The 21,140-nt window shown below is 34.6% G+C and carries 19 protein-coding genes, 1 tRNA gene and 1 pseudogene; 3 read left to right on the top strand and 18 right to left on the bottom strand.

Annotated elements, in window-relative coordinates:
* Positions 1–58: 58 nt before the first annotated feature.
* From IX84_RS29910 to IX84_RS29840, 15 genes are all read right to left on the bottom strand, one after another.
* On the bottom strand, positions 59–286 hold the full coding sequence (locus tag IX84_RS29910) for a hypothetical protein (RefSeq protein ID WP_044230179.1): 228 nt from the start codon (positions 284–286) through the stop codon (positions 59–61).
* A gap of 678 nt (positions 287–964) precedes the next feature.
* Entirely contained in the window at positions 965–1,192 is a 228-nt protein-coding gene (locus tag IX84_RS29905) for a hypothetical protein (RefSeq protein WP_044230177.1), read from the bottom strand.
* 695 nt (positions 1,193–1,887) lie between these two features.
* Positions 1,888–2,346 carry a hypothetical protein gene (locus tag IX84_RS29900; protein ID WP_044230175.1) on the bottom strand — a complete coding sequence of 153 codons (459 nt, stop codon included), beginning with the start codon at positions 2,344–2,346 and terminating at the stop codon, positions 1,888–1,890.
* 18 nt (positions 2,347–2,364) lie between these two features.
* The gene (locus IX84_RS29895; protein ID WP_044230173.1) at positions 2,365–3,075 is read right to left on the bottom strand and encodes a hypothetical protein; all 711 of its coding nucleotides are present in this window, start codon (positions 3,073–3,075) and stop codon (positions 2,365–2,367) included.
* 5 nt (positions 3,076–3,080) lie between these two features.
* Positions 3,081–3,185 (bottom strand) — tRNA-OTHER (locus IX84_RS33160).
* Positions 3,186–3,257: 72 nt separating this feature from the next.
* Positions 3,258–3,518 (bottom strand): hypothetical protein, encoded by a 261-nt coding sequence (locus tag IX84_RS29890; RefSeq protein ID WP_044230171.1) that lies wholly within the window; start codon positions 3,516–3,518, stop codon positions 3,258–3,260.
* A 701-nt stretch (positions 3,519–4,219) separates the two neighbouring features.
* On the bottom strand, positions 4,220–4,957 hold the full coding sequence (locus IX84_RS29885) for a hypothetical protein (RefSeq protein WP_160213995.1): 738 nt from the start codon (positions 4,955–4,957) through the stop codon (positions 4,220–4,222).
* Positions 4,958–5,201: 244 nt separating this feature from the next.
* Positions 5,202–7,043, bottom strand: coding sequence for a restriction endonuclease (locus IX84_RS29880; RefSeq protein WP_044230168.1), 1,842 nt, complete (start codon positions 7,041–7,043; stop codon positions 5,202–5,204).
* A gap of 120 nt (positions 7,044–7,163) precedes the next feature.
* Complete coding sequence (locus IX84_RS29875; protein ID WP_044230181.1) at positions 7,164–7,988, bottom strand: Rpn family recombination-promoting nuclease/putative transposase; 825 nt, start codon at positions 7,986–7,988, stop codon at positions 7,164–7,166.
* Between the two features lie 165 nt (positions 7,989–8,153).
* Positions 8,154–8,741 (bottom strand): hypothetical protein, encoded by a 588-nt coding sequence (locus tag IX84_RS29870; RefSeq protein ID WP_044230167.1) that lies wholly within the window; start codon positions 8,739–8,741, stop codon positions 8,154–8,156.
* 96 nt (positions 8,742–8,837) lie between these two features.
* Entirely contained in the window at positions 8,838–9,137 is a 300-nt protein-coding gene (locus IX84_RS29865) for a hypothetical protein (RefSeq protein ID WP_044230166.1), read from the bottom strand.
* A 6-nt stretch (positions 9,138–9,143) separates the two neighbouring features.
* Positions 9,144–9,587, bottom strand: a complete 444-nt coding sequence (locus IX84_RS29860; RefSeq protein WP_044230165.1) for a hypothetical protein — start codon at positions 9,585–9,587, stop codon at positions 9,144–9,146.
* 1,145 nt (positions 9,588–10,732) lie between these two features.
* Positions 10,733–12,958: a TonB-dependent receptor gene (locus tag IX84_RS29855; RefSeq protein ID WP_044230164.1), complete on the bottom strand. Its 2,226-nt coding sequence runs from the start codon at positions 12,956–12,958 to the stop codon at positions 10,733–10,735.
* A 64-nt stretch (positions 12,959–13,022) separates the two neighbouring features.
* Positions 13,023–13,370 carry a hypothetical protein gene (locus tag IX84_RS29850; protein WP_044230162.1) on the bottom strand — a complete coding sequence of 116 codons (348 nt, stop codon included), beginning with the start codon at positions 13,368–13,370 and terminating at the stop codon, positions 13,023–13,025.
* A gap of 704 nt (positions 13,371–14,074) precedes the next feature.
* On the bottom strand, positions 14,075–15,241 hold the full coding sequence (locus IX84_RS29840) for a tetracycline-inactivating monooxygenase Tet(X2) (protein WP_008651082.1): 1,167 nt from the start codon (positions 15,239–15,241) through the stop codon (positions 14,075–14,077).
* A 360-nt stretch (positions 15,242–15,601) separates the two neighbouring features.
* Between IX84_RS29840 and ere(D) the strand changes: the two genes are divergently transcribed.
* Both ere(D) and catB read left to right on the top strand, forming a co-directional pair.
* A complete protein-coding gene (gene ere(D) / locus IX84_RS29835) occupies positions 15,602–16,828 on the top strand; it encodes an EreD family erythromycin esterase (protein ID WP_017686219.1) in 1,227 nt (408 codons plus the stop codon).
* Between the two features lie 395 nt (positions 16,829–17,223).
* Positions 17,224–17,853 carry a type B chloramphenicol O-acetyltransferase gene (gene catB, locus IX84_RS29830; RefSeq protein WP_010256763.1) on the top strand — a complete coding sequence of 210 codons (630 nt, stop codon included), beginning with the start codon at positions 17,224–17,226 and terminating at the stop codon, positions 17,851–17,853.
* Positions 17,854–18,095: 242 nt separating this feature from the next.
* Here the strand turns inward: catB and folP are convergent, their stop codons facing one another.
* The 3 genes from folP to IX84_RS29815 form a co-directional block, all read right to left on the bottom strand.
* Positions 18,096–18,908, bottom strand: a complete 813-nt coding sequence (gene folP / locus IX84_RS29825) for a dihydropteroate synthase (RefSeq protein WP_044230153.1) — start codon at positions 18,906–18,908, stop codon at positions 18,096–18,098.
* A 238-nt stretch (positions 18,909–19,146) separates the two neighbouring features.
* Entirely contained in the window at positions 19,147–19,731 is a 585-nt protein-coding gene (locus IX84_RS29820; RefSeq protein ID WP_052516526.1) for a methyltransferase family protein, read from the bottom strand.
* Between the two features lie 27 nt (positions 19,732–19,758).
* A complete protein-coding gene (locus IX84_RS29815) occupies positions 19,759–20,637 on the bottom strand; it encodes a cation diffusion facilitator family transporter (protein WP_044230150.1) in 879 nt (292 codons plus the stop codon).
* Positions 20,638–21,048: 411 nt separating this feature from the next.
* Between IX84_RS29815 and IX84_RS34760 the strand changes: the two are divergent.
* A pseudogene (locus IX84_RS34760) lies at positions 21,049–21,140 on the top strand (type B chloramphenicol O-acetyltransferase); the annotation flags it as partial.

Below are 21,140 nucleotides of genomic sequence, written 5' to 3'. Positions count from 1 at the left end.
CCAATTCTGATGCGGTACCCCATAACGGCCCGGCTACGCGCAGGCTGGGATTCTAAAATTACTCTTTTCGTCCGATTTCACCAATACTAGCGCAGGCAGCAAAAGGCGAATATGGCGCAGCCTGGCTTTTGCTGACTGCAGCGGCCTTTTCATTCTGATTTTTCAATCGTAGATTTTTACCCAGCTTGTGTGTAGCCATTGTTATGGGTTGCCGCTTTATTCTTTTACCCGTTTCAAAAAAAGGGCCCATTTCAAATTCTGGACTATCCAAAAGGCGGCTGTTCAATTCTCTTCAACTGATTTTAATCTCTTGGTTTTCAGTTGATTCAATTTCAAAATCTTGATTCTTCAATTTGATCGGCTTTTATCTCAAATCAACCAAAAATCCGATGGCAATCAACCAATTTCAGGATTCTGATCTCAATTTCCGCAAGATTCAATCTGATTTTTGATTCCTGATTTGCTCAATTCGATTTCCCAGATTCATCAAAATCAGTTTCAGGTTCTCCAAATCTCGAGTTCTTGATTTCTGATCTTAGGTTTTCAAATTGATTCAACCAACGATTCGATTACCTGTTCAAAGTTTCCAGATTCCAGATTTCTAAATCCTGTTTTTGGACGAGATTCAAATTCCTGTTTTCTATTTCAAAAGCCGCCTAAACGTAAATCTCATCTGAAAAAACCAATCTCATTTTTCAAGATGGGCCCGGTTAATCTTGAGAATCCAAATTTTTCGTTTTCTGTCCGATTCACTGTAAAGAATACAATACTCGATAGAACCTTTACCCGCCTTTCAAAATTTCAATTACTCGATTGGAACTCGAGTTCTCGATTTCTGGACAATTACCCGATTCTGAGTTTTCATTTTCGAGGCGGGACAATTCATATTTTCAATTCCATAGAATGCCAATTCTCATGCGGTACCCCATAACGGCCCGGCTACACGCAGGCTGGGATTCTAAAATTACTCTTTTCGTCCGATTTCACCAATACTAGCGCAGGCAGCAAAAGGCGAAACTGGCGCAGCCTGGCTTTTGCTGACTGCAGCGGACTTTTCATTCTGATTTTTCAATCGTAGATTTTTACCCAGCTTGTGTGTAGCCATTGTTATGGGTTGCCGCTTTATTCTTTTAACCGTTTCAAAAAAAGGGCCCATTTCAAATTCTGGACTACCCAAAAGGCGGCTGTTCAATTCTATTCAACTGATTTCAATTTACTGATTTTCAGTCGATTCAATTTCAAAATCTTGATTCTTCAATTTGATCTTCGTAAATCTAAAATCAACCAAAAATCCGATGAAATCAACTTATTTCCAAATTCTGATCTCCATTTCCAGAAGATTCAACCTGATTTTTGATCTCTGATTTACTCAATTCGATTTCCCTGATTCATCAAAATCAGTTTCAGGTTCTTCAAATCTTGAGTTGCTAATCTTGGTTCTCAAATTGATTCAATCGACGGTTTCCTGTTCCAAATTTTCAGATTTCAGATTCCTGTTTTCTGTTTTCGGACGAGATTCAAATTCCTGATTTTCATTTCAAAAGCCGCCTAAACGTAAATCTCATCTGAAAAAACCAATCTCATTTTCAAGATGGGCCCGGTTAATCTTAAGAATCCAAATTATTCGTTTTCTGCCCGATTAACCGTAAAGAATACAATACTCGACAGGGCATTTACCCGCCGTTTCAAAATTTCAATTACCCGATTTGGAACTCAAGTTCTCGATTTATGGACAATTACCCGATTCTGTGTTTTCATCTTTGAGGCGGGACAATTCATATTTTCAATTCCATAGAATACCAATTCTGATGCGGTACCCCATAACGGCCCGGCTAGCCGCAGTACGAAGCAAAGCGGAGTATTGTCGGCTAGCCATTGTTAGCGGCATTAATTTAACAAAAAGTCACATATTTCTTTAAAAGTTTTATCATGCTTTTTGTAGATTTTCAATTCCTTATATTCCATTATCTTGTTTTCTACAGAAGTCAGTTCAGATGGAACGATATCATTATGGCTGACCATTCTATATCTGTAATTCAATGCATCACCTTGAATCTCTATCTTAACAACGATCACATACCAATTTTCTCTATTGTAAAGATTTTCTGAGATTGTAAAAGTATTTTGCCAACTTTTTGCAGAGATAGATTTCAATTGTATGAACTTAGGCTGATTCTGACCTACAATTATCAAGTCTACACCCTTATCTACCTCAGATCTAATTATTGATATCTCAGGGAAACCTTGAATCCAAATATATTCATACAACTTACTAATCAAGTGATACTCTGATAGTTTCTCTTGAGTTCTACTCTCTCTGTACGTTTTTTTTAAGTTTATCGACATTCCTTAGCAAAGTTTAACTTAACAAAGTTCTCTCACCTTATCTTCTCCTTCGGGTTTTTTGACTTCAAAAACAATTGTCGATATAGTCATATTGAACATTTTTTCCTCTGGATAAATATGCGCTGTCTTGCAGTATATTTTTTGGTAGAGTAAGAAATTAGAATACTTTTTAATCCGTTTATTGAGGTCATTCTTATCAATAGAGTCTGCTTTCCTGAGGTTAATCGTTATGTTGGCTCTGTCTTTTTTTACAATTTCATTCTTTGTTCTATTTGACGTAGATTGCTTTCCTGAATGAAACAAATCAAAATCAGAAAACATTACATCTAATTTTTTATAAAACCCTGATATTAGAAAATATGTTTTTATATCATTATGTTCTCTATGAATATTCTGAAGACGAATTAAGTCCCAATAAATGTCTTTCAATCGCACCTCAGATTGACCTACCCACTTAGATTCTATAGCAATTTTCCATTTCTCTCGATTATTTCTATCACTTAAAACAAAATCAATTTGTAATGGTCGACCTTGGTTGTTTGTATTTTTGTGTGGATGATTTACTTCAGACCTAACCTGATAATCAGTCAATCCATTTAGTATATTTCCAATAGGATAAGACAGATATTTTTCATTGAATAGGTTACCTCTATTACAAGAAAATTCATATGCAAGCCAAGAAGATACTCCAAAACTTAATTTTCGCTGTATATTCTGGTGATTACTCATAAATGTGTATTTGGCAGGACTCGAACCTACAACTGGAGATTGTTCTTAATAGTATCAGGCAGATTTGAATTTAAAAAAGTCCCCTGTTTTACCCGTTAAACTACAAATACAATGACGTGAATTTACAATTTAGTAACCAAAATATCTAATTATATTATATTTTATTGCCGCTAACGGCCCGGCTACACGCAGGCTGGGATTCTAAAATTAACCTTTTCATCCGATTTCACCAATACTAGCGCAGGCAGCAAAAGGCGATGATGGCGAAGCCTGGCTTTTGATGCCTGCAGCGGGATTTCATTCCTCATTTTCAATCGTAGATTTTTACCCAGCTTGTGTGTAGCCATTGTTATGGGTTGCCGCTTTATTCTTTTCACCGTTTCTAAAAAAGGGCCCATTTCAAATTCTGGACTTTCCAAAAGGCGGCTGTCCAATCTTTTCAACTGATTTCAATTTCTTGATTTTCAGTCGATTCAAATTCAGGATTCTGATTCTTCAATTTGATCGATTCTAATCTTAAATCAACCAAAATCTCTCGGCAATCAACCTATTTCAGGATTCTGATCTCAATTCCCAGAAGATTCAACCTGATTTTTGATCTCTGATTTTACCCAACTCGATTTCCCAGATTCATCAAAATCTGTTTCAGGTTCTTCAAATCTCGAGTTTCTAATCTTGGTTCTTAAATTGATTCGATCAACGGTTTCCAGTTCAAAATTTCCAGATTCCTGATTCCCAAATTCTATTTTTGGAGGAGATTCAAATTCCTGATTTCTATTTCAAAAGCCGCCTAAACGTATATCTCATCTGAAAAAACCAATCTCATTTTCCAAGATGGGCCCGGTTAATCTTAGGAATCCAAATTATTCGTCTTCTGCCCGATTAACCGTAAAGAATACAATACTCGACAGGGCATTTACCCGCCGTTTCAAAATTTCAATTACCCGATTTGAAACTCAAGTTCTCGATTTCTGGACAATTACCCGATTCTGAATTTTCATTTTTGAGGCGGGACAATCCATATTTTCAATTCCATAGAATACCAATTCTGATGCGGTACCCCATAACGGCCCGGCTAGCCGCAGTACGCAGCAAAGCGGAGTATTGTCGGCTAGCCATTGTTCGCTGTCGTTTCCATTTTATCCTATTCACATTTTGTATAGGTTATCTCAGTTATCGAGTTAAAACCAAAATTATCTATATTCCCTACTATTTTTGTTGGATAACCAAAAGCATTATATTCCATATCATAATTCCAAATCTGAGTCTCTCCTTGATCTTGGATTTTTATCTTTTTCCTCTGTATTACATTGTTTTCAAACCCTCTTTCTATCCACCAAGAATAATTAAATTTTGGGATTAGTAGATTCTTTTGAGGGTTTTTATATTCATCATATTGAAAAATAAGAATTTCAATTATTTCAGAATTGCTATTTATTCTTTTAATACTATCAATGTTATTTGAGTTTGGATAATATGAAATCAAATTTGTTTCATCGCTATCTATATCAATTATTTCTACAATCCGATTACCTTCGTATTTATATTCTTTTTCATCGATAACCATAAATCCTTCTTCAGGGTCGTCTTCTCTAAATATAATTGATTTGTTCACCTGGAATTGATCATTATAATAATATTCTTCATATCGTTTTGAACCTAAAGTTATCTTAGAAACCAGTCCATTGTTATATTCAACAAACTTATCTCCATATCTAATTAGCTTATTATTTTCGTAAATATATTCATTTTCGTTAACTCCTAAAAAGCCAACTGAAACAATTTTTTCAGGAATACATCCGTCTGCAATCAAATTATGATTATGGACTATCACGATTTCCTTTTCACATCCCCATGAAAGAAGTAATGTCAAAATTGTCAATGTAATAATAGTTTTTTGTTGCATTTCTCTTGTTATTCTAACTAACGGTCAAAATCACAATTGCTTATCAATTGTTTATATTTGTAAATTTTAACACAATTGACAAACACCTCTTTTTACCTGACTGTTAGCTCTTTTAGTTAATTTTGATCTTTCTGTATTTGTAATGACAGCGAACGGCCCGGCTAGCCGCAGTACGCAGCGCAGCGGAGTATTGTCGGCTAGCCATTGTTGCAGGCAGTTTCTATTTTTCTAAAGATTTAAGAACTCTTTCCTTATCAATCAAAACATCTCTCATCAACAAAGATATTGGTAATGATTTATGCCCAAATTCTTTAAACACATTATATATTTCTATCAGGGTATCAGCTGTTATTAATGAAAGATTTGACTCGTAATCGAGTGTACAATCATTGATAAATTCGTCTGTGAATTCTGGGGCTACAATAAATATCTTCATAACCTCATATCCCTTTTTCTCTGCATTGTTTTTGTATGACTTAACTTGTCGTGCCACAGAGGAATATTTATTGTAACCTTTCTCCTTTATTGACTTACACTCAATAATTATAAGGCTATTATCTCCTTCATTTAGTATGATATCAGCTTTGTCCTTAGATGTATTGACCGAATCTCTTAAGTCGTCATCAACATTGAATCCTAACTTCTTTAGAATTGATTTCGTTACTTCTTCGAACTTAACTCCTATTTCTGCTTCTTTGACATCCAATCCATTTTCTTGGAGTGAGTTGAAATCTCTTCTCGCTATCAATTCATAATTCTCGATAAACAAGTTTTCAACATCTTTATACTCATCAAGAACATTTTGTATCTCATTTCCTCGTATCGATATCGATTGAGCATTACAAAAATCTTTTACTTCCTCATCCGTCAATAAGTAAAGAACGTCGCTTGGCCTGATATTATACATCAGAAGAAGTTTAGCCTTTAGCACATCTTCTTCTTGAAGTTCAAATTCTTCTCTAACTATGCTATTAAGCTTAGGGATATGACCTTTTACATCTTTCAGGAGCTTTTCATATCCATTCACTGATATAGTTAAAGCCCCATCCTTTTCACGGTTCTTAAAGTAAGTTATCAGGTTTTCAACCTTTGCCTCCAATGAAGCTCCTTTTATCTTTTCATCGATTCTTAGTCGTTTTTCTATCAATTCGTTAATTGTAGCTCTTCGCTCCGTTTTATTTACATCGTCCCTGAATATACCATTGATCAAAGCTGATGTTAAAGTTATACCTTCACTCAGTATTTCTTTTATCTTTTCTTCTCTGGAAAGTTTTCTATCTATACTATGCTTTCTTGCTAGTTGATTAATATGGCTATCTTTAAGTTTCTTAAGCACCTTTCTGAATACTTTTTCAGAAACATCTTTTCCTCTGATTTTCCTCAATATTCTGATTACCTCATCTGCAACATAAACTTGATGGTTTTTTCTCGAATAAAAAATCACACCTGTTGAGGACAAATACTTGATAATATCATCAACATCAATCTTTTGCAATGGGACGATCAAGTAGTTAATCAACTTTATTTCCTCGTGTGACAGCTCTAAAGATGAGGCTAAAGTGTTCAGAATTGATTGTTCATCTCTCGTGATTTTACTTTCCTGGTTATGCTCTCTATCATTTTTATATGCAGTTTCTAAACACTTATTATAAATTACGTAATCTCTATTTCTAGGGTCTTTGTTTTCCTCATCAAAGCTCTTTTCAAAAGATTTTATCCGCTTCTTAATCTTTTGGATTTCCTTATCATATAGTTTACCTAACCATTCTCTCTTCATTAAAGAATTACCGTCTCGAATGATTATATCGATTAGGATATCTAGCTGAGATGTAGTATTTAAAAACTCTTCTTTGATATGATCTGCAAACTCATCTTCGACAAGGTTTAGAATTTGGGCAACACTCTTGTTATCAGCATTCTTTATTTGACCGTCTAATTCATTTAAGATTCGGTCAATCTCTTTATGCTCTTTTGGTTTATTCGAAATAATACTATCGATGACCTTTAGGAAAGGGTTCTTTTCAAAAGAGTTCACGTAGTTTAAAATCTGCTCTAGCTTCATTTCAAAAGTTTTAAAAGCTAATATATGATTTTTCTAAAAATTGCCTGCAACGGCCCGGCTAGCCGCAGTACGTAGCGCAGCGGAGTATTGTCGGCTAGCCATTGTTGCAGGCAGGCTTTCTTATAGTTCATCAATTTGATTTTCACTCAATCCTGTCAATTCTGATATCTCAGAGTTCGACATTCCTTTTGCTTTCATTCTTTTAGCTACTTCTTTTATACCTTCTTCTCTTGACGTATCTACTACATTTTTCAAATCCCTATAATGTTTTAAACTCTCTTCATAGGCTTCTCTTTCTTCGGGTGTAAATTTGGCTATTTCAGCAGCCTCAAATAATCTCTCGAATATTTTATCTTGTAACCTTTTCGGCCGGTCTTGTAAATCTGATAAATGCTTAAATACATACAGCCATTTGTCAAAATGACTCTCTAATTCTTCTTCACTCTTTTTAAATTTAGGTAATTCTATGTAAATGAATTTCAGTTTATCGTAAAACACTTCACATTTTTGGTTTTTTAACTCGACAATATGAAGCAATTCATTATCTGATTTATGATCGTCAAAAACAAAGTCTAAAATTCCTACAGTATATACCGGTTCTAATCTATAGTTCCACTCTCCTTTTTTTGCTTGTTCTTGGATCGGAAATGATGAATAATAAATACTTCTGTCTTTAAAGTAATTTTGTTTCGCTTTTTGTATTTCTACTATAAATCGCTCTCCTGACTCGCCTATACAATAAAGGTCAAATACAGCTTTTCGGTCCAATTCATTTAATCCCATTTGTTCATTCCGGGAATAGGACAAATCCTTGATCTTATGTCTTTTTGGAAGAATCTGATTCAAGAAATCTATCAATAAGACTTTGTTTGGTTCAGTACCAAATAGCTTCTTGAACCCAAAATCGGTTAAAGGATTTATGTACTTATCTTCTAAAGCACTCATAATCATTTATTTAAAGACACACCTAACTATGATTTTCAAATATAGCCAATTTTGAGTTTCATGTCCACTGTTTTTTGTTGTTTTACTTGCTTGCCTGCAACGGCCCGGCTAGCCGCAGTACGGAGTGAAACGGAGTATTGTCGGCTAGCCATTGTTGGCAGCAGGCTATTTTTCATTCTTAACCTTTAAATAAATTCCGTATCCTAACACCCAAAAACTAAATCCCAATAATAGATACATTGATATTGAGTTCCTATCCTTCTTTCTTGTTTCATTATAGCTATTTACATCCAGAAATTCTAATTCATCGTTTCTAAGTCCATACACTGAAATTGTTCTTTGATCGCTCAATCTATCATTCGAGTAATCATCCTTCAAAATATCAATTTGAATTCTATCGCCAACCATAATATTATTTTGCAATGAAGTCAATTTCAATCCAGGTGCACTAAATCTTCCAATTTTAAAATCAATTCTCGGGTACTCATCCAATTGAATGATCATTGAACTCCCAATCGATTTTTCCCGCTTCAATTCCAATTTATTTGAAACAGTTCCTGCTATTAGTATTAGTTCATCTTTCTTTATTTCTTGATTACGATTGATCCACATATTTCCAAATATCAGGATAAATACAATTCCCAGAGTTATTATCCAAATAGCAGATTTTCTTTCAGCTTTTGAATTCTTCAATTGTCTTTCTAGTTGACTTCTCTTAATCTTTTCTTTTTTCGTCAACTCTTTTCCAGTCATTATTTTAATTTTTTCTGCTTGCTGCCAACGGCCCGGCTAGCCGCAGTACGCAGCGTCAGCGGAGTATTGTCGGCTAGCCATTGTTGGTGGCTGTGATCAATTTTCATTCAATTTATTCCTCTTTAAAATTTCTGCTTTATTCCTAAATGTTTTATTCTCTCCTATCTCGACGTATCTCCCAATATTTTTGCCACAGGATTTACATTTTCCTCTAAAAACTACATCATTCAATTCATTCAGGGATAAGTCATATTCTATCATTTCAATTTTAGTTTTCTCATTACAATTCGAACAGAATGAGTTGTGCTTCACCAAATCTATTATTTGATCAAATTCATCTTCAACTATGAATCTCAGTTCATCTACCCCAATTAGTATTTCAATTTTTTTCTCCAAAACTGATTATATTGCAATTGTTTCAATTTTATTTTTAGCAGCATAAATATTAATTCTTTTTACTTCTTCGTCAAAACTCCTAAAACTGTTTTCAACAAATTCAGACGAATAATCTAACCATCTCGCATGTAAGGAATATTCTTGTTTATACTTCTCAATTTTCTCTTTCCTTCTTTTTCCATCATCATAATAAATCTTAAAAAAATTATCTCGTCCTGATAGTTCCAAAACTGTTTTCAAATCATTTTTATTTTTGACTGCAAACCCAATCAGTATATCTTTTTCTATTTCACTAATTTTTTCGGCTATTACCTTACCTCTTATTTTTTCCAACTGATTTATTTCTTCTTTATTGACAATATCTATAATATTCACCTTTTTGAAGTTCAAAAGATCATCGAAACATTTATCATTCACATTTACATCTATTGTCAGGAAGACTTTCTTCATTCGTTTTTTATTCATAGCCACCAACGGCCCGGCTACGTGACGTGCCGGATTCTAAATTTACCATTTTCGTTTCATTTCACAAATGCTAGCGCAGGCAGCAAAAGGCTATCTTGGCGAAGCCTGGCTTTTGCTGCCTGCGCGGGTTTTCCATCTCCATTTTTCAATCAAAGGTTTTTACCGGCATGGCATGTAGCCATTGTTGGGCGCTTCCATTTTTTCTTCGTAAGACCTATGAATAGCGACCGTTTTACCAATTCTGGATACTTCAAAAGGGCCGTTTTTACTGACTTTTTCAATCTTATTGAACCGATTCCCTAATTCCGATGATGCCAAATTGATCTTGAAAACTGATCTCAATTTACCGGATTTGATTCCCGATCTCGAAGACCAATCTCCCAAATTGGACCAAATTCTTAATCTCCAGTCTTCAATTTGATTCGGCTAAAATCCTGTTTTTCAAGATAATCCTGATTCAAGTTGACCTATTCAATCTGCTGATTTTCAATCTCCAACAATTCAACTTGATTCACGAAGACTCAACTCAATTTGATCAGATTCTTATTCGGTGAAAGATTCAGATTTCGTGATCTTATCCCCTATTCAATTCGACGGTTTACCCAAATTCTTAATTTCCGTATTGAGGCCCTAAACGCAAACTCTCTCCAAAAAACTCGATTTCCTTTTTCGACGATAGGGAGCGGATATTGTTAAGAATCTCAATTATTCGGGCCAACGGATTACCCGATAGAAATACTGATTTTCCATTTTTCTGCCTGCCTAACTGGGCTATTCAATCAATTGACCGTAACAAACAAAACTCGGGTTCTAAAACCAATTCTTTGCGATTTTCAAAGGCAGGCTTCATCTCTAATCCATTGTTTTTCAGATTCTTATTTCCAAAATGGAGTGCGCCCAACGGTCTCGTGTATGAGCAGTAGCGGATTTAACCCACAAAACTGTCAAATTACACTGACCTTAAATTTACACTTTTTAGTTTCAAAATAGCACAGAACCCGCTATTGCTTATACACATTGTTAGCCACTGGCTTTTTTCTTTCTGCGTTGGAAAAGCCATACTCTTTTGCAATTTTTGGCTTGTGTGTCGGCTGAAGCGAATTGCAAATGTGTATGGCTTTAGCGTTGGCTTATTCACTCGGAATTCTAAACCGAACTCCTACATACAATTCTCTCCCGCGAGTTGGTCCCCAAACTGAACTTGTGTCAAAAAACTGACCGAATGGGTCTTGCCAACCTATAATCGGTCGTTCTTGCCTAAAGTCAAAAATGTTTTCGCAACCTGCATACAATTCAAACTTTTTCAGGTTGTATGTAAATTGAGCATTTACAAGCACATAATTTTCTGAAAAGTCAGGTCGTTGAAATTCTGGTGGATTGCTCTGCGTATTTGGCAATCGTTGTTGACCGTACCAATGGATATTCATATCTACGTGATACTTTTTGGATAATGGTTTGTAGCCTAAAGTCGTTACTACTTTATGTCTTGGATTGAATGGCAATAGCACTTTTTGTCCGTCAATTTCCCGATAAACATCTAAAAAGCTGTAGCCTGTTTTAAATTCAAACTGTCGCCAAAAATTTAGATAGACTTCTGCCTGAAATGTATTGCTTACGCTCTTTCCTGAGAAGTTTTCAATGATTGCCTTTGTTGGATCTGTATCGTAATCGGGAAATATTTGGTTCTGAAAATCAGTTCGGTAATAGTCCGCACTTAAAAAACCTGTAACATTCTCGCCATTGAATTTCTGTGTAAGATTAATACCTGTATTCAATGCTTTTTCAGGTTCAAGTTGTTCTGAAAAAACAATGTCTCGTGAACTTACCAATAAACCAATATTTTCACTAAACAAATTGACCGTTCGCCATCCTGTTCCAATGTTTGCACGTACAATGGTGTTTGGTGCAATATCATATTTTAAAAGTGTTCTTGGCGTTACTATTGTGCCAAATTGATTGTGATTATCAACTCGTATTCCTGCAATCCAAGTCAGTTTATCGTTGAGTAACTTTAAGGTATTTTCTGCAAATACACCTGCAATGTTTTCGTTTCGCAAATAATTGCCTGCATACGTTCTTTGCAAGTTGTTATTTGTAAAGGAAATATCTTCATCCAAATTCAAATGACGAAAGCTAAACCCTGTCTTTAGCGAGTTGTTGCCGTAATTGAATTCATATTGAAGGTTTCCATAAAAGTTGGTCTGGTTGGCATTATACTTTACAGTTCCGAAGTAGGATTTTTGGTCTTGATAAAAACTTGAAGCGAATAAAACAAAATTGTGTTGGTCGTTTAAGCGATAGCCTGTTTTCGTCCAAATTTCGGGCTGATTGATATTTACCGTTTGTCCATAAACTTCTGTACTTCCTTTATCATTGTTTTCGTTAAAACTGGTTTGTCCGCCAATCCGCTGTTCGTTTACATATCGCAATCCTATTCGGCTGTTCCAACCCCAATCTGCGTCATTTCCATATTTTAGTTTATTGGAAACCATATATCGAGTAAGTTTTGGTAAGTCGAGAAAATTGTCGTTATCCCTGTCAAACTCATTCGCTGGTTGCACCGTATGAAGAGCTGTCAAGTTGCTCCATTTTCCTTTTTTTATTGCATAATTGGCGTTCAAATGCTTTTCTGAAAAGCTGTTGATATAGGCATTTAGCAAAAGTTTGTCGGTTTTGTCAGGTTCTTTGGTCTCTACATTTATTTGTCCGCTCATACTCTCAAAACCTTGTAAAACGCTGTTTGCCCCTTTTGAAATGTAAATGTTATCTACTAAAGTTCCTGGAATACTGCTAATCCCATATGTATAGGTCAAGCCCTGTATCATTGGAAAACCATCAATCAAAACTTGATTGTACACGCCTGAAAGTCCAAGAATACGAAGCTCTTTTGAATTTGTTATGACGTTTGTGGTTTGTGGTTGAACAGTTGTTTGTGTTTCAAAGCATCCTGCCAAATCACAACAAGCGGCTTTTCCTAATTCGGTTTGCGTAATCTGTTCTGTCTTTATTGGATTGAGATTTGAAATAATTACTCCGTCTCGTTGTCCTTTTACAACCACTTCATCAAGCTCTTGAGACTGCTCTAACTTAAACTCTACAAATGTTTGGTTCGTTATTTCTATGGTGTCTGCAATATGTCCGACATAACGAGCTATCAGAAGTTTAGGCGAAATATCCTTTGTAGTAAGTTCAAACTCGCCTTTAATGCCTGTTGTTGTGCCAATGGTTGTGTTAGCCCAAAAGACACTCGCTCCAACAAGAGGTTCGTTTTTTTCGTTGGTTACCTTTCCTAAAATACTTTGTGCAAACGAGGCATACGGAAACAGCAAACCAACAATGAATATATATTTTTTCATTGTTTCTTTTTTAAATGAGTTGAAAAGCAAAGCGTAATTCAATTACGCTTTGCCTTAAATCTGTTTACTGCTTTATTTTGTATGGTCTTTCGTCAGGATTTTCGCAACTTCCTGTATTTTGAATTGCTGAATGTATTTCCTTTTCTGTAATCAGAGCTGGATTATACACTATTTCAAATGTGGTTGTTGGTCCTGTTTTTCCTGCTTTGCAAGTGCTCACACCTTTTAACTGCTCGACATTTGCCGAAATCATTTTTAGGTCTGTTGAGCAAGTAATACCCTTAACCTTTGTTTCAATGGTTTTTGTGGAATCTGCGGTTTGTACTTTTTCTGTTGCTGATTGTGCGAAAGTCGCTGTTGTTGAGACTAAGATAAATGCGATAGTCAAAACGAAAATATTTGAAAATTTCATTTTTCTGATTTTAAATTGTTTAACTAAAAATTGAACCGAAGGCTCGGTTCTTTTGAAAAGACGAGTGTATCGTTAAACAAATTTTGGCGGTTGCCAAAAGTCAGAAATGAATTGGGAAGGTATGAATGATTGATATCCGAAAAATTCTTTCATTGAGAAGTTCCCCTGTAGTGTTGGAAAAAATGGGGTACTTACACAAAGCAAAAGACAAGAACCGCAAGCCTGAAATGGGTTACACATTCCATTTTCTTCTTGGTCGCTTTGGTTTTCTGAACTTTCGTTGTCAGAAATCGGGCTACATTGACTACTGCTACAACAAGTCTCTTGGTTTTCTGATAAAAACGGAATAGCGTCAATCGCTGGCTTTACCGAGAGAATAATTACCGTAATGGCTAATATGTAAGTCAAAAATTTCATCAGATAGGTGCAAATTTACAAAATTCCATTCTTTTTTTCGAGCGTTGGTGAAAAACAGCTCTTTTGGTTTTTTCTGCGTTGGTTTGTGTGTCGGCAAAAACCAAATGTGCTGTTTGTGCGGTCGGCTTTTTAGCTTGTGGCTAACGTTTGGCAAATTGGCGATGGAGCCGACTTTTAGCACAAATGTTGAATAGAATTACTAATCTTCAACATTGCACAAAAGTTCAATAGAAGTACTTCACCGGCTCTATTGCCAATTTGTTTGTTATGTGCCGTTTTATTCCATTTTATACATTTAACAATTGCTGAAACGTAAAGTCGGGTTTAAACATTTCAATTTCGTTTTGAGTTGATTCTTCTTGTGCTTCTTTGCCATAGATAAACATTTGCTGTTCATAATTTTTAACAGCCTCTTCAATGCTATTAAATTTTCCATCGGCTAGATTATCAGACAATATCAAGGCATCCACCAACCCACTATTTACTCCCTGCCCTGCAAAAGGCGGCATCAAATGTGCGGCATCCCCAATCATTGTTATGGGTAATGGGCGCTTGCTTTTCCAAGGCTTTTCTAAAGGAAATATCCGTGTAGCCAATCCTACAAATGACAACGTCGTATGAATCAATTCTTTGTAGCGTTCGTCCCAATCGGAAAATTCTTTCAGAAGAAAATCAACGACACTATTTCTGTTTTGAAAATCTACCTGCGTTTGGTTTTTCCATTCATCAGGTGTTTTAAAACTTATTCCAAAATGCAATGCACCATTATTATTGGGGTTAGCAAATAATAAATTACCTTGGTGAGATGCCATTAGCCGGTTTCCATTGCATAGCTGAAAAAATCCAGGACAGTTTATCTCTGGTTGATGAATATCGGCTTGTATATTGAAAGTACCTGTTTCTTCAACTTCCGTGTCGGTAACAAATTTTCTTACCTTGGACATCCCGCCATTGGCAAGAATAACCAAATCTGCTGTTTCACTCGGTTTATTCTCAAAAGTTAGTGTCCACTTCTTCTTACCAGGTTCAAGCATAACAAGTTTTCTATCCCAAATAACCGTGTCGTTTTCTAAACTATTCAACAAGATAGCCCTTAAGTCATTTCTGTTTATTTCAGGATTGTCAAATCGATTTTCGGGCTTTACATTTTTTGTGGATAAAATATTGCCTTTTTCATCAGCAATATTTACACCCATTGGTAAGGCTAAGTCATAATAAGTTTGTAACAATCCCGCTTTTTTCATTGCTTCCTGACCTGAACCTTTGTGTAGGTCAAGGGTTCCACCAAAAATTCTTGCCTCTCGGTCGTTGTCTCTTTCGTAAACTGAAACGTCTATGCCGTTTTGCTGTAATAATTTTGCCATAGTCAGTCCAACGGGTCCACCACCAATTATTGCAACGTTCTTATCACTAAGTAAATTCATTTGTTTGTCTGTATCTATTCGCATTGTCATTCAAAAATGGCACATAACGGGAAACGCATTGGCGAAGTGGCGGATAAATTGGACGGAAAGTTCAATTTAGCAGTAACGTAGCCGATGTGTTTTCACAGAAGCTAAATTATTAAAAAAAAGCTGAATGTGGAACACATTCGGCGGAATAAAATGTAGAAAGTTTTAAGTTAGCACTTAACCCGCCATTTTGCCAATGCGATGTTATGTGAAGGAATTTTTAGTATCTTTGTATTCAAATAATTCACATTTTATGTATTTCAGCAAGCCTTGGTAATTAAAAATTAAAGTAAATGATTAAATCGTCTTTTTTGAGATGATTACTTTTTAGTACGTTAATTTTTAATTTAAAATAAGGTAATAATGAAAAATATAAAACCTTTAACTTTTCCGTTTAATTCGGAAAATAATACATCTATAAAGCAAAGTCTTTTTCAATTTCGAGAATATTTTGATTCTTCTACAATTGTTGGTTTAGGCGAAAACTCACATTTTATAAAAGAGTTTTTTAAATTCAGACATCAAGTTATTGAGTTTTTAGTAACTGAATGTGATTTTGACACCTTGGCATTTGAGTTTGGTTTTTCTGAAGGATTAGAAGTTGATAAGTGGATAAAATCACAAATTCCATTCGACGATTTGGATAAGTTACTGTCACACTTTTATTATCCAAATGAGTTTAAAGATACTTTGCTATGGCTTCGTCGGTATAATCAAGACAATAATAATCAAATTACCTTTTTGGGTGTTGATATTCCTAAAAATGGAGGTTCTTATTTTCCAAACTTTCACATTGTGTCTGATTATTTACAAAGACTTTCAATCGTTTCTTCTGATGTCTTACAGAAGATTTTAAATCTTGCTGAAAAATTTGATTTCTATTCGACTTCTCAGCTTGCGTTAAATTTATCGCTTTTTGACGAAGCAGAACATAATGAATTAAAAGCATTGCTATTAAAAGTTTACATTCGTTTGGTCACTCTTCAACCAAAACTGGAAAGTTTAGAGTTTCAATCGATACTTCATCAAGTTAAAGGCTTGATTTATATGAATTATAATGCTGATGCTATGGAAAGCTTCATTACTGAAAAGGGAATTGAGGGAGATATGGGAGCAAAAGACCAGTATATGGCAGAAAGTATTGATTGGTTTTTGAAAAATTCACTTGGTAAAAAGATTATTTTAGTTGCCCACAATGCTCACATTCAAAAAACTCCGGTCGATTTTGACGGATTTATTAGTTGTTATCCAATGGGGCAAAGACTTTCGATGACTTTTGGAGAAAAATACAAAGCATTTGCAATAACTAATCTACGTGGAGAAACTGCCGCATTGTATCCTGATAATGATTATCAATTTGGTTTTAGGGTTGATAAATTTCCACTTGATTCTCCAGAGTCGGATTCTGTTGAATTTTTTATGCAGGAATTATCAGGAAAAGAATGCTGTTTAATAATCAATAAAAGTAAGGAATTAAAAAATTGTAGTAAGATTCGTTTTGATTCTATACATCTAAAAACTGAAATAGTAGATTCTTTTGATGGGATTTTCCTAATAGAAAAATCAACTGTTTCAGAAATAGTGGATTGAGAATAATGTAAATTTGATTTCGAAACGGTACTTTCTTTTTTGGAGGTGCCGTTTTATTCTTTCACATAACGGGAAACGCATTGGCGAAGTGGCGGATAAATTGAACCGAAAGTTCAATTTAGCAGTGACGTAGCCGATGTGTTTCCACAGAAGCTAAATTATTAAAAAAAAGCTGAATGTGGGACACATTCGGCGGAATAAAAAGCACAAAAGTTGAATTTTGAACTTAACCCGCCATTTTGCCAATGCGATGTTATGTGTAGTTTTTTAGTATCTTTGTCAGATGAAATTATCAGATTAGCAAATTTACTTTACGCAACGTATAGGAAGAGAATAGTTTAGTATTATTCTTCGTTTCCTTATTGTCTCTTATTGTAAATTAAATATGTTAAATAATGAAAAATTACTTCGAAAGTCCTTTTAAAGGAAAAATAATCAAAGACCACATAACTAATCCCAATATAATTTCGGGTAAATATTCTTATTATTCTGGTTATTATCACGGTCATTCATTTGACGATTGTGCTCGTTATCTGTTTCCGGACAGGAATGATGTCGATAAACTAATTATCGGTTCTTATTGTTCAATAGGGAGCGGTGCAAGTTTCATAATGGCAGGTAATCAAGGTCATAAATATGATTGGATTTCCAGTTTTCCATTTTTTTATATGTCTGAATTTGATGTTTTCAGTAAAAGCCAAGATGGATTTCAAAAAGCAGGAGATACAGTTGTTGGGAATGATGTTTGGATTGGTAGTGAAGCTATGATAATGCCAGGAGTTCAGATAGGAGATGGAGCTGTTATTGGCAGTCGTGCTTTGGTTACAAAAGATGTTGAACCTTATTCAATTGTAGGGGGAAATCCAGCCAAATTGATAAAAAAGAGATTTAGTGATGATGACATCCAAAAATTGCAGGAAATGAAATGGTGGGAATGGGATGAAGAAACCCTTTTTGAAGCAATGCCAATTCTTTGTTCAAATAAAATCGATTTGTTGTACAAGTTTTTTAGAAAAATGAAATGATAAAAAGAAGGTTCCGAAATTCGGAGCCTTTTTGTTTTAACTGCGTTTGCGGCTAAAATTACACATAACGGTAAATTGTATGAGTAGTGGCAGATTGCGTGGTACTTTCCTATCAAACCGCTACGCAGTTTGAGCGGGCTACAAACCTTGATATTTACCACTTCCCCTGCCATTACTTATACAAAATGTTGGCTACCGTAATTTCATATAAATCAAACTTTATAATAATTGTCAAGTAATATTTACACACCGGTATTCAATACTTCAAGTACTTTTAATGCATCATTTAAAGCCCTAACATCATGTGTCCGGATATAATCTACACCCATATAACTTAAATAAATCTCTGTTGCCAAAGTAGCAGGTGTTCGTTCATTGACTTCTCTCCCGACAATGGCTCCTAAAAAGGATTTTCGGGAAACTGAAATAAGAATTGGTAAATTGAAGTATCCTTTCAATTGAGAAATATTTTTTAAAACATGTATTGAAGATTCTGGATTAGAACCTAAAAAGAATCCCATTCCTGGGTCTAAAATAATTCTATCGGATGAAATGCCTGAATTTTGAATCGATTTGATACGTTGTGAAAAGAAATCGATTATTTCATTAAATACTTTTTCGGGTTTAGTTTCGATAACCGTCGCTGGTCCAAAACGCTGAACCGAATGCATTACGATGAGTTTACAATCTGATTTTGCAATTTCGGGATAAATTTCAGGATGGGAAAATCCTTGAATGTCGTTTAAATACTGGACGTTTCTATTTAAAAAATATTGTTGGACAGTAGATTTAAAGGAATCAATGGAAACAGGAATATTTTTAGTAAGCAAGTAATCGGCTACTGGTTTTAAACGATCAATCTCTTCTTGAGGCTTTACTTCTTTGGAGGAAGGATTACTGGAAGCAGCTCCTAAATCAATTATACTGGCACCATCTTCAACCAGTTTGAGAGATTTTTCCAAAGCTTTACCGTAATCCAGATAAAGCCCTCCGTCAGAAAAACTATCTTCAGTAATATTTACAATCCCTAATATTTTTGGCTTATGAAATTTCATAGGTTTTTAAAATTTTGTCTAAATAATTGTAGTTTAATTATATATAATCTGATAATCGTTTTATTTTCCAACTGCCATCTTAGTGGCTATCCTATTACCTCCATCATTTATTATACTCTCTTTATTTGTATCTTTGATAGCAAATGTCAATTCAATCTGATTATGGTAGCCAACGGTTTGGCTATGGCACGTGTCCCTCAGGGCATATGCTATAGCCGTTGTTGTAGCCAGTTTTTTTTTAAATCCATCTTCTTACTTTGTTTGCGTAATCTTCGTAATCTTTCCCAAATTCTCGCTTTAAAAATTCTTCTTCTAATCGAATTTGAGTATTGATACTTATTGTTGATAGTGAGATTATCAATAGGGTAAACGCATTTGGTATTATCAGAAACAAACCGATATTCGCAACCATTATTCCAAGAAAAATCGGGTTTCTTGAAATTGAAAACATTCCGTTCGTCACGAGTTTAGCCTTGTTTTCTTCATCAATTCCTATTCTCCAAGAATTTGCCATATGGGTTTGTGCAATCCAAACAAGAATCAAAGAAACAATTAGAAAACCCCAACCAATTTTTTGCAAAGTTTCATTCTCTAAATACCAAAAAGGGAGTAAATATTCGTACCACTCATTTTTGAAGGCATATAACCCGACTATTAACAACTCGAGAATGGATATTATCGTGAATATTTTACCGTTGAATCCGTGAGCATCATCGGTTTTGTTAAAGGTTAATGGATTAATTCCTGTCTTCTTCCACAACAAAACTGACCTAACCACAAATACCAACAGAAAATATATTATTAAGTATAGGAACAATATCATAGTCATTAATTATTGTGAATTCAACATTTAATCAAGTAATTCGCAAGTTTCTTCTGCCAATTCTATTTCGATAGTAAAGTGCTGAAAAGGATATTTTTTTAATCTGTTTTTCACTTCTTTTTTTACTTCCAATACTTGTCGAAGTTCAGTTATATTTTTTAGCTTTAGATGAGATGTGAAAACGTGATTCTCTCCTTCAAGTGACCAAATATGAGTATGGTGTGTGGACTGGACATTCCTTATTGCACAAAGTTCCTGTTCAACTTTCAATAAGTCCATATCCTTGGGAACTCCTTGTAAAAAGATAAATAGGGTTTCTTTTAGTCGTTTTATCACTCCCCACAAAATATATACAGTAATTAAAAGTGAAAGTACAGGGTCCAAATAATGAATATCTTTAAAATTTAGAATTAGTGCCACAATAAATACAGCTACCCAACCTAAAACATCTTCTAACAAATGCCATGAAACCACTTTTTCGTTAAGTGATGATCCTTCACTCATTTTCCATGCTGCATAACCATTTACTATTATTCCAATGATTGCAAAAACCATCATACCACCAGAGTCTGAATGTTGTGGCTCTAAAATTCTTCCAACAGCTTCATAAATCACATAAATTGAACCTGCAATAAGAACCAAACTATTTATCAATGCACCTAATAAGGAAAGCCGGGCATACCCAAAAGAAAACTTTTTATCTGCTTTTTCTTTTGATTTTTCATCTAAATACCATGCTGTTCCCAATGACAAACTATCTCCCAAATCATGGACAGCATCGGAAATTATGGCAACACTATTTACATAAAAACCACCAATTATCTCAAATATGGTAAAACCCAAATTGAGGAAAAAGGCAACTTTTAGGTTCTTCCCAGAACTGTTATGATAATGGTTATGAGACATATATTTATTGTATTACTACTATCTTATTTTAGGCTTTATTGTTTTATCACTTTAACTACATTGCTGTTTTCAAATTGGCTACAACGGAAAACGCATTGGCGAAGTGGCGGATAAATTGGACGAAAAGTTCAATTTAGCAGTGACGTAGCCGATGTGTTTCCACAGAAGCTAAATTATTAAAAAAAAAGCTGAATGTGGGACACATTCGGCGGAATAAAAAGCACAAAAGTTGAATTTTGAACTTAACCCGCCATTTTGCCAATGCGATGTTATGTGTAGTTTTTTAGTATCTTTGTCAGATGAAATTATCAGATTAGCAAATTTACTTTACGCAACGTATAGGAAGAGAATAGTTTAGTATTATTCTTCGTTTCCTTATTGTCTCTTATTGTAAATTAAATATGTTAAATAATGAAAAATTACTTCGAAAGTCCTTTTAAAGGAAAAATAATCAAAGACCACATAACTAATCCCAATATAATTTCGGGTAAATATTCTTATTA

This window comes from Phaeodactylibacter xiamenensis, assembly GCF_000759025.1.
Classification (GTDB): Bacteria; Bacteroidota; Bacteroidia; order Chitinophagales; family Saprospiraceae; genus Phaeodactylibacter; species Phaeodactylibacter xiamenensis.
The sequence above is the reverse complement of the archived record's forward strand: the minus strand, read 5'-3'. Positions and strand labels throughout refer to the sequence as shown.

Excerpts from the sequence above, each read along its gene's own strand:
- IX84_RS29815 (WP_044230150.1), bottom strand. The coding sequence starts at position 20,637 with ATGTCTCATAACCATTATCATAACAGTTCTGGGAAGAACCTAAAAGTT.
- IX84_RS29855 (WP_044230164.1), bottom strand. The coding sequence starts at position 12,958 with ATGAAAAAATATATATTCATTGTTGGTTTGCTGTTTCCGTATGCCTCG.
- IX84_RS29840 (WP_008651082.1), bottom strand. The coding sequence starts at position 15,241 with ATGACAATGCGAATAGATACAGACAAACAAATGAATTTACTTAGTGAT.
- IX84_RS29860 (WP_044230165.1), bottom strand. The coding sequence starts at position 9,587 with ATGAAGAAAGTCTTCCTGACAATAGATGTAAATGTGAATGATAAATGT.
- IX84_RS29880 (WP_044230168.1), bottom strand. The coding sequence starts at position 7,043 with ATGAAGCTAGAGCAGATTTTAAACTACGTGAACTCTTTTGAAAAGAAC.
- IX84_RS29900 (WP_044230175.1), bottom strand. The coding sequence starts at position 2,346 with ATGTCGATAAACTTAAAAAAAACGTACAGAGAGAGTAGAACTCAAGAG.
- IX84_RS29870 (WP_044230167.1), bottom strand. The coding sequence starts at position 8,741 with ATGACTGGAAAAGAGTTGACGAAAAAAGAAAAGATTAAGAGAAGTCAA.
- IX84_RS29895 (WP_044230173.1), bottom strand. The coding sequence starts at position 3,075 with ATGAGTAATCACCAGAATATACAGCGAAAATTAAGTTTTGGAGTATCT.
- IX84_RS29820 (WP_052516526.1), bottom strand. The coding sequence starts at position 19,731 with ATGATATTGTTCCTATACTTAATAATATATTTTCTGTTGGTATTTGTG.
- IX84_RS29850 (WP_044230162.1), bottom strand. The coding sequence starts at position 13,370 with ATGAAATTTTCAAATATTTTCGTTTTGACTATCGCATTTATCTTAGTC.
- IX84_RS29875 (WP_044230181.1), bottom strand. The coding sequence starts at position 7,988 with ATGAGTGCTTTAGAAGATAAGTACATAAATCCTTTAACCGATTTTGGG.
- folP (WP_044230153.1), bottom strand. The coding sequence starts at position 18,908 with ATGAAATTTCATAAGCCAAAAATATTAGGGATTGTAAATATTACTGAA.
- catB (WP_010256763.1), top strand. The coding sequence starts at position 17,224 with ATGAAAAATTACTTCGAAAGTCCTTTTAAAGGAAAAATAATCAAAGAC.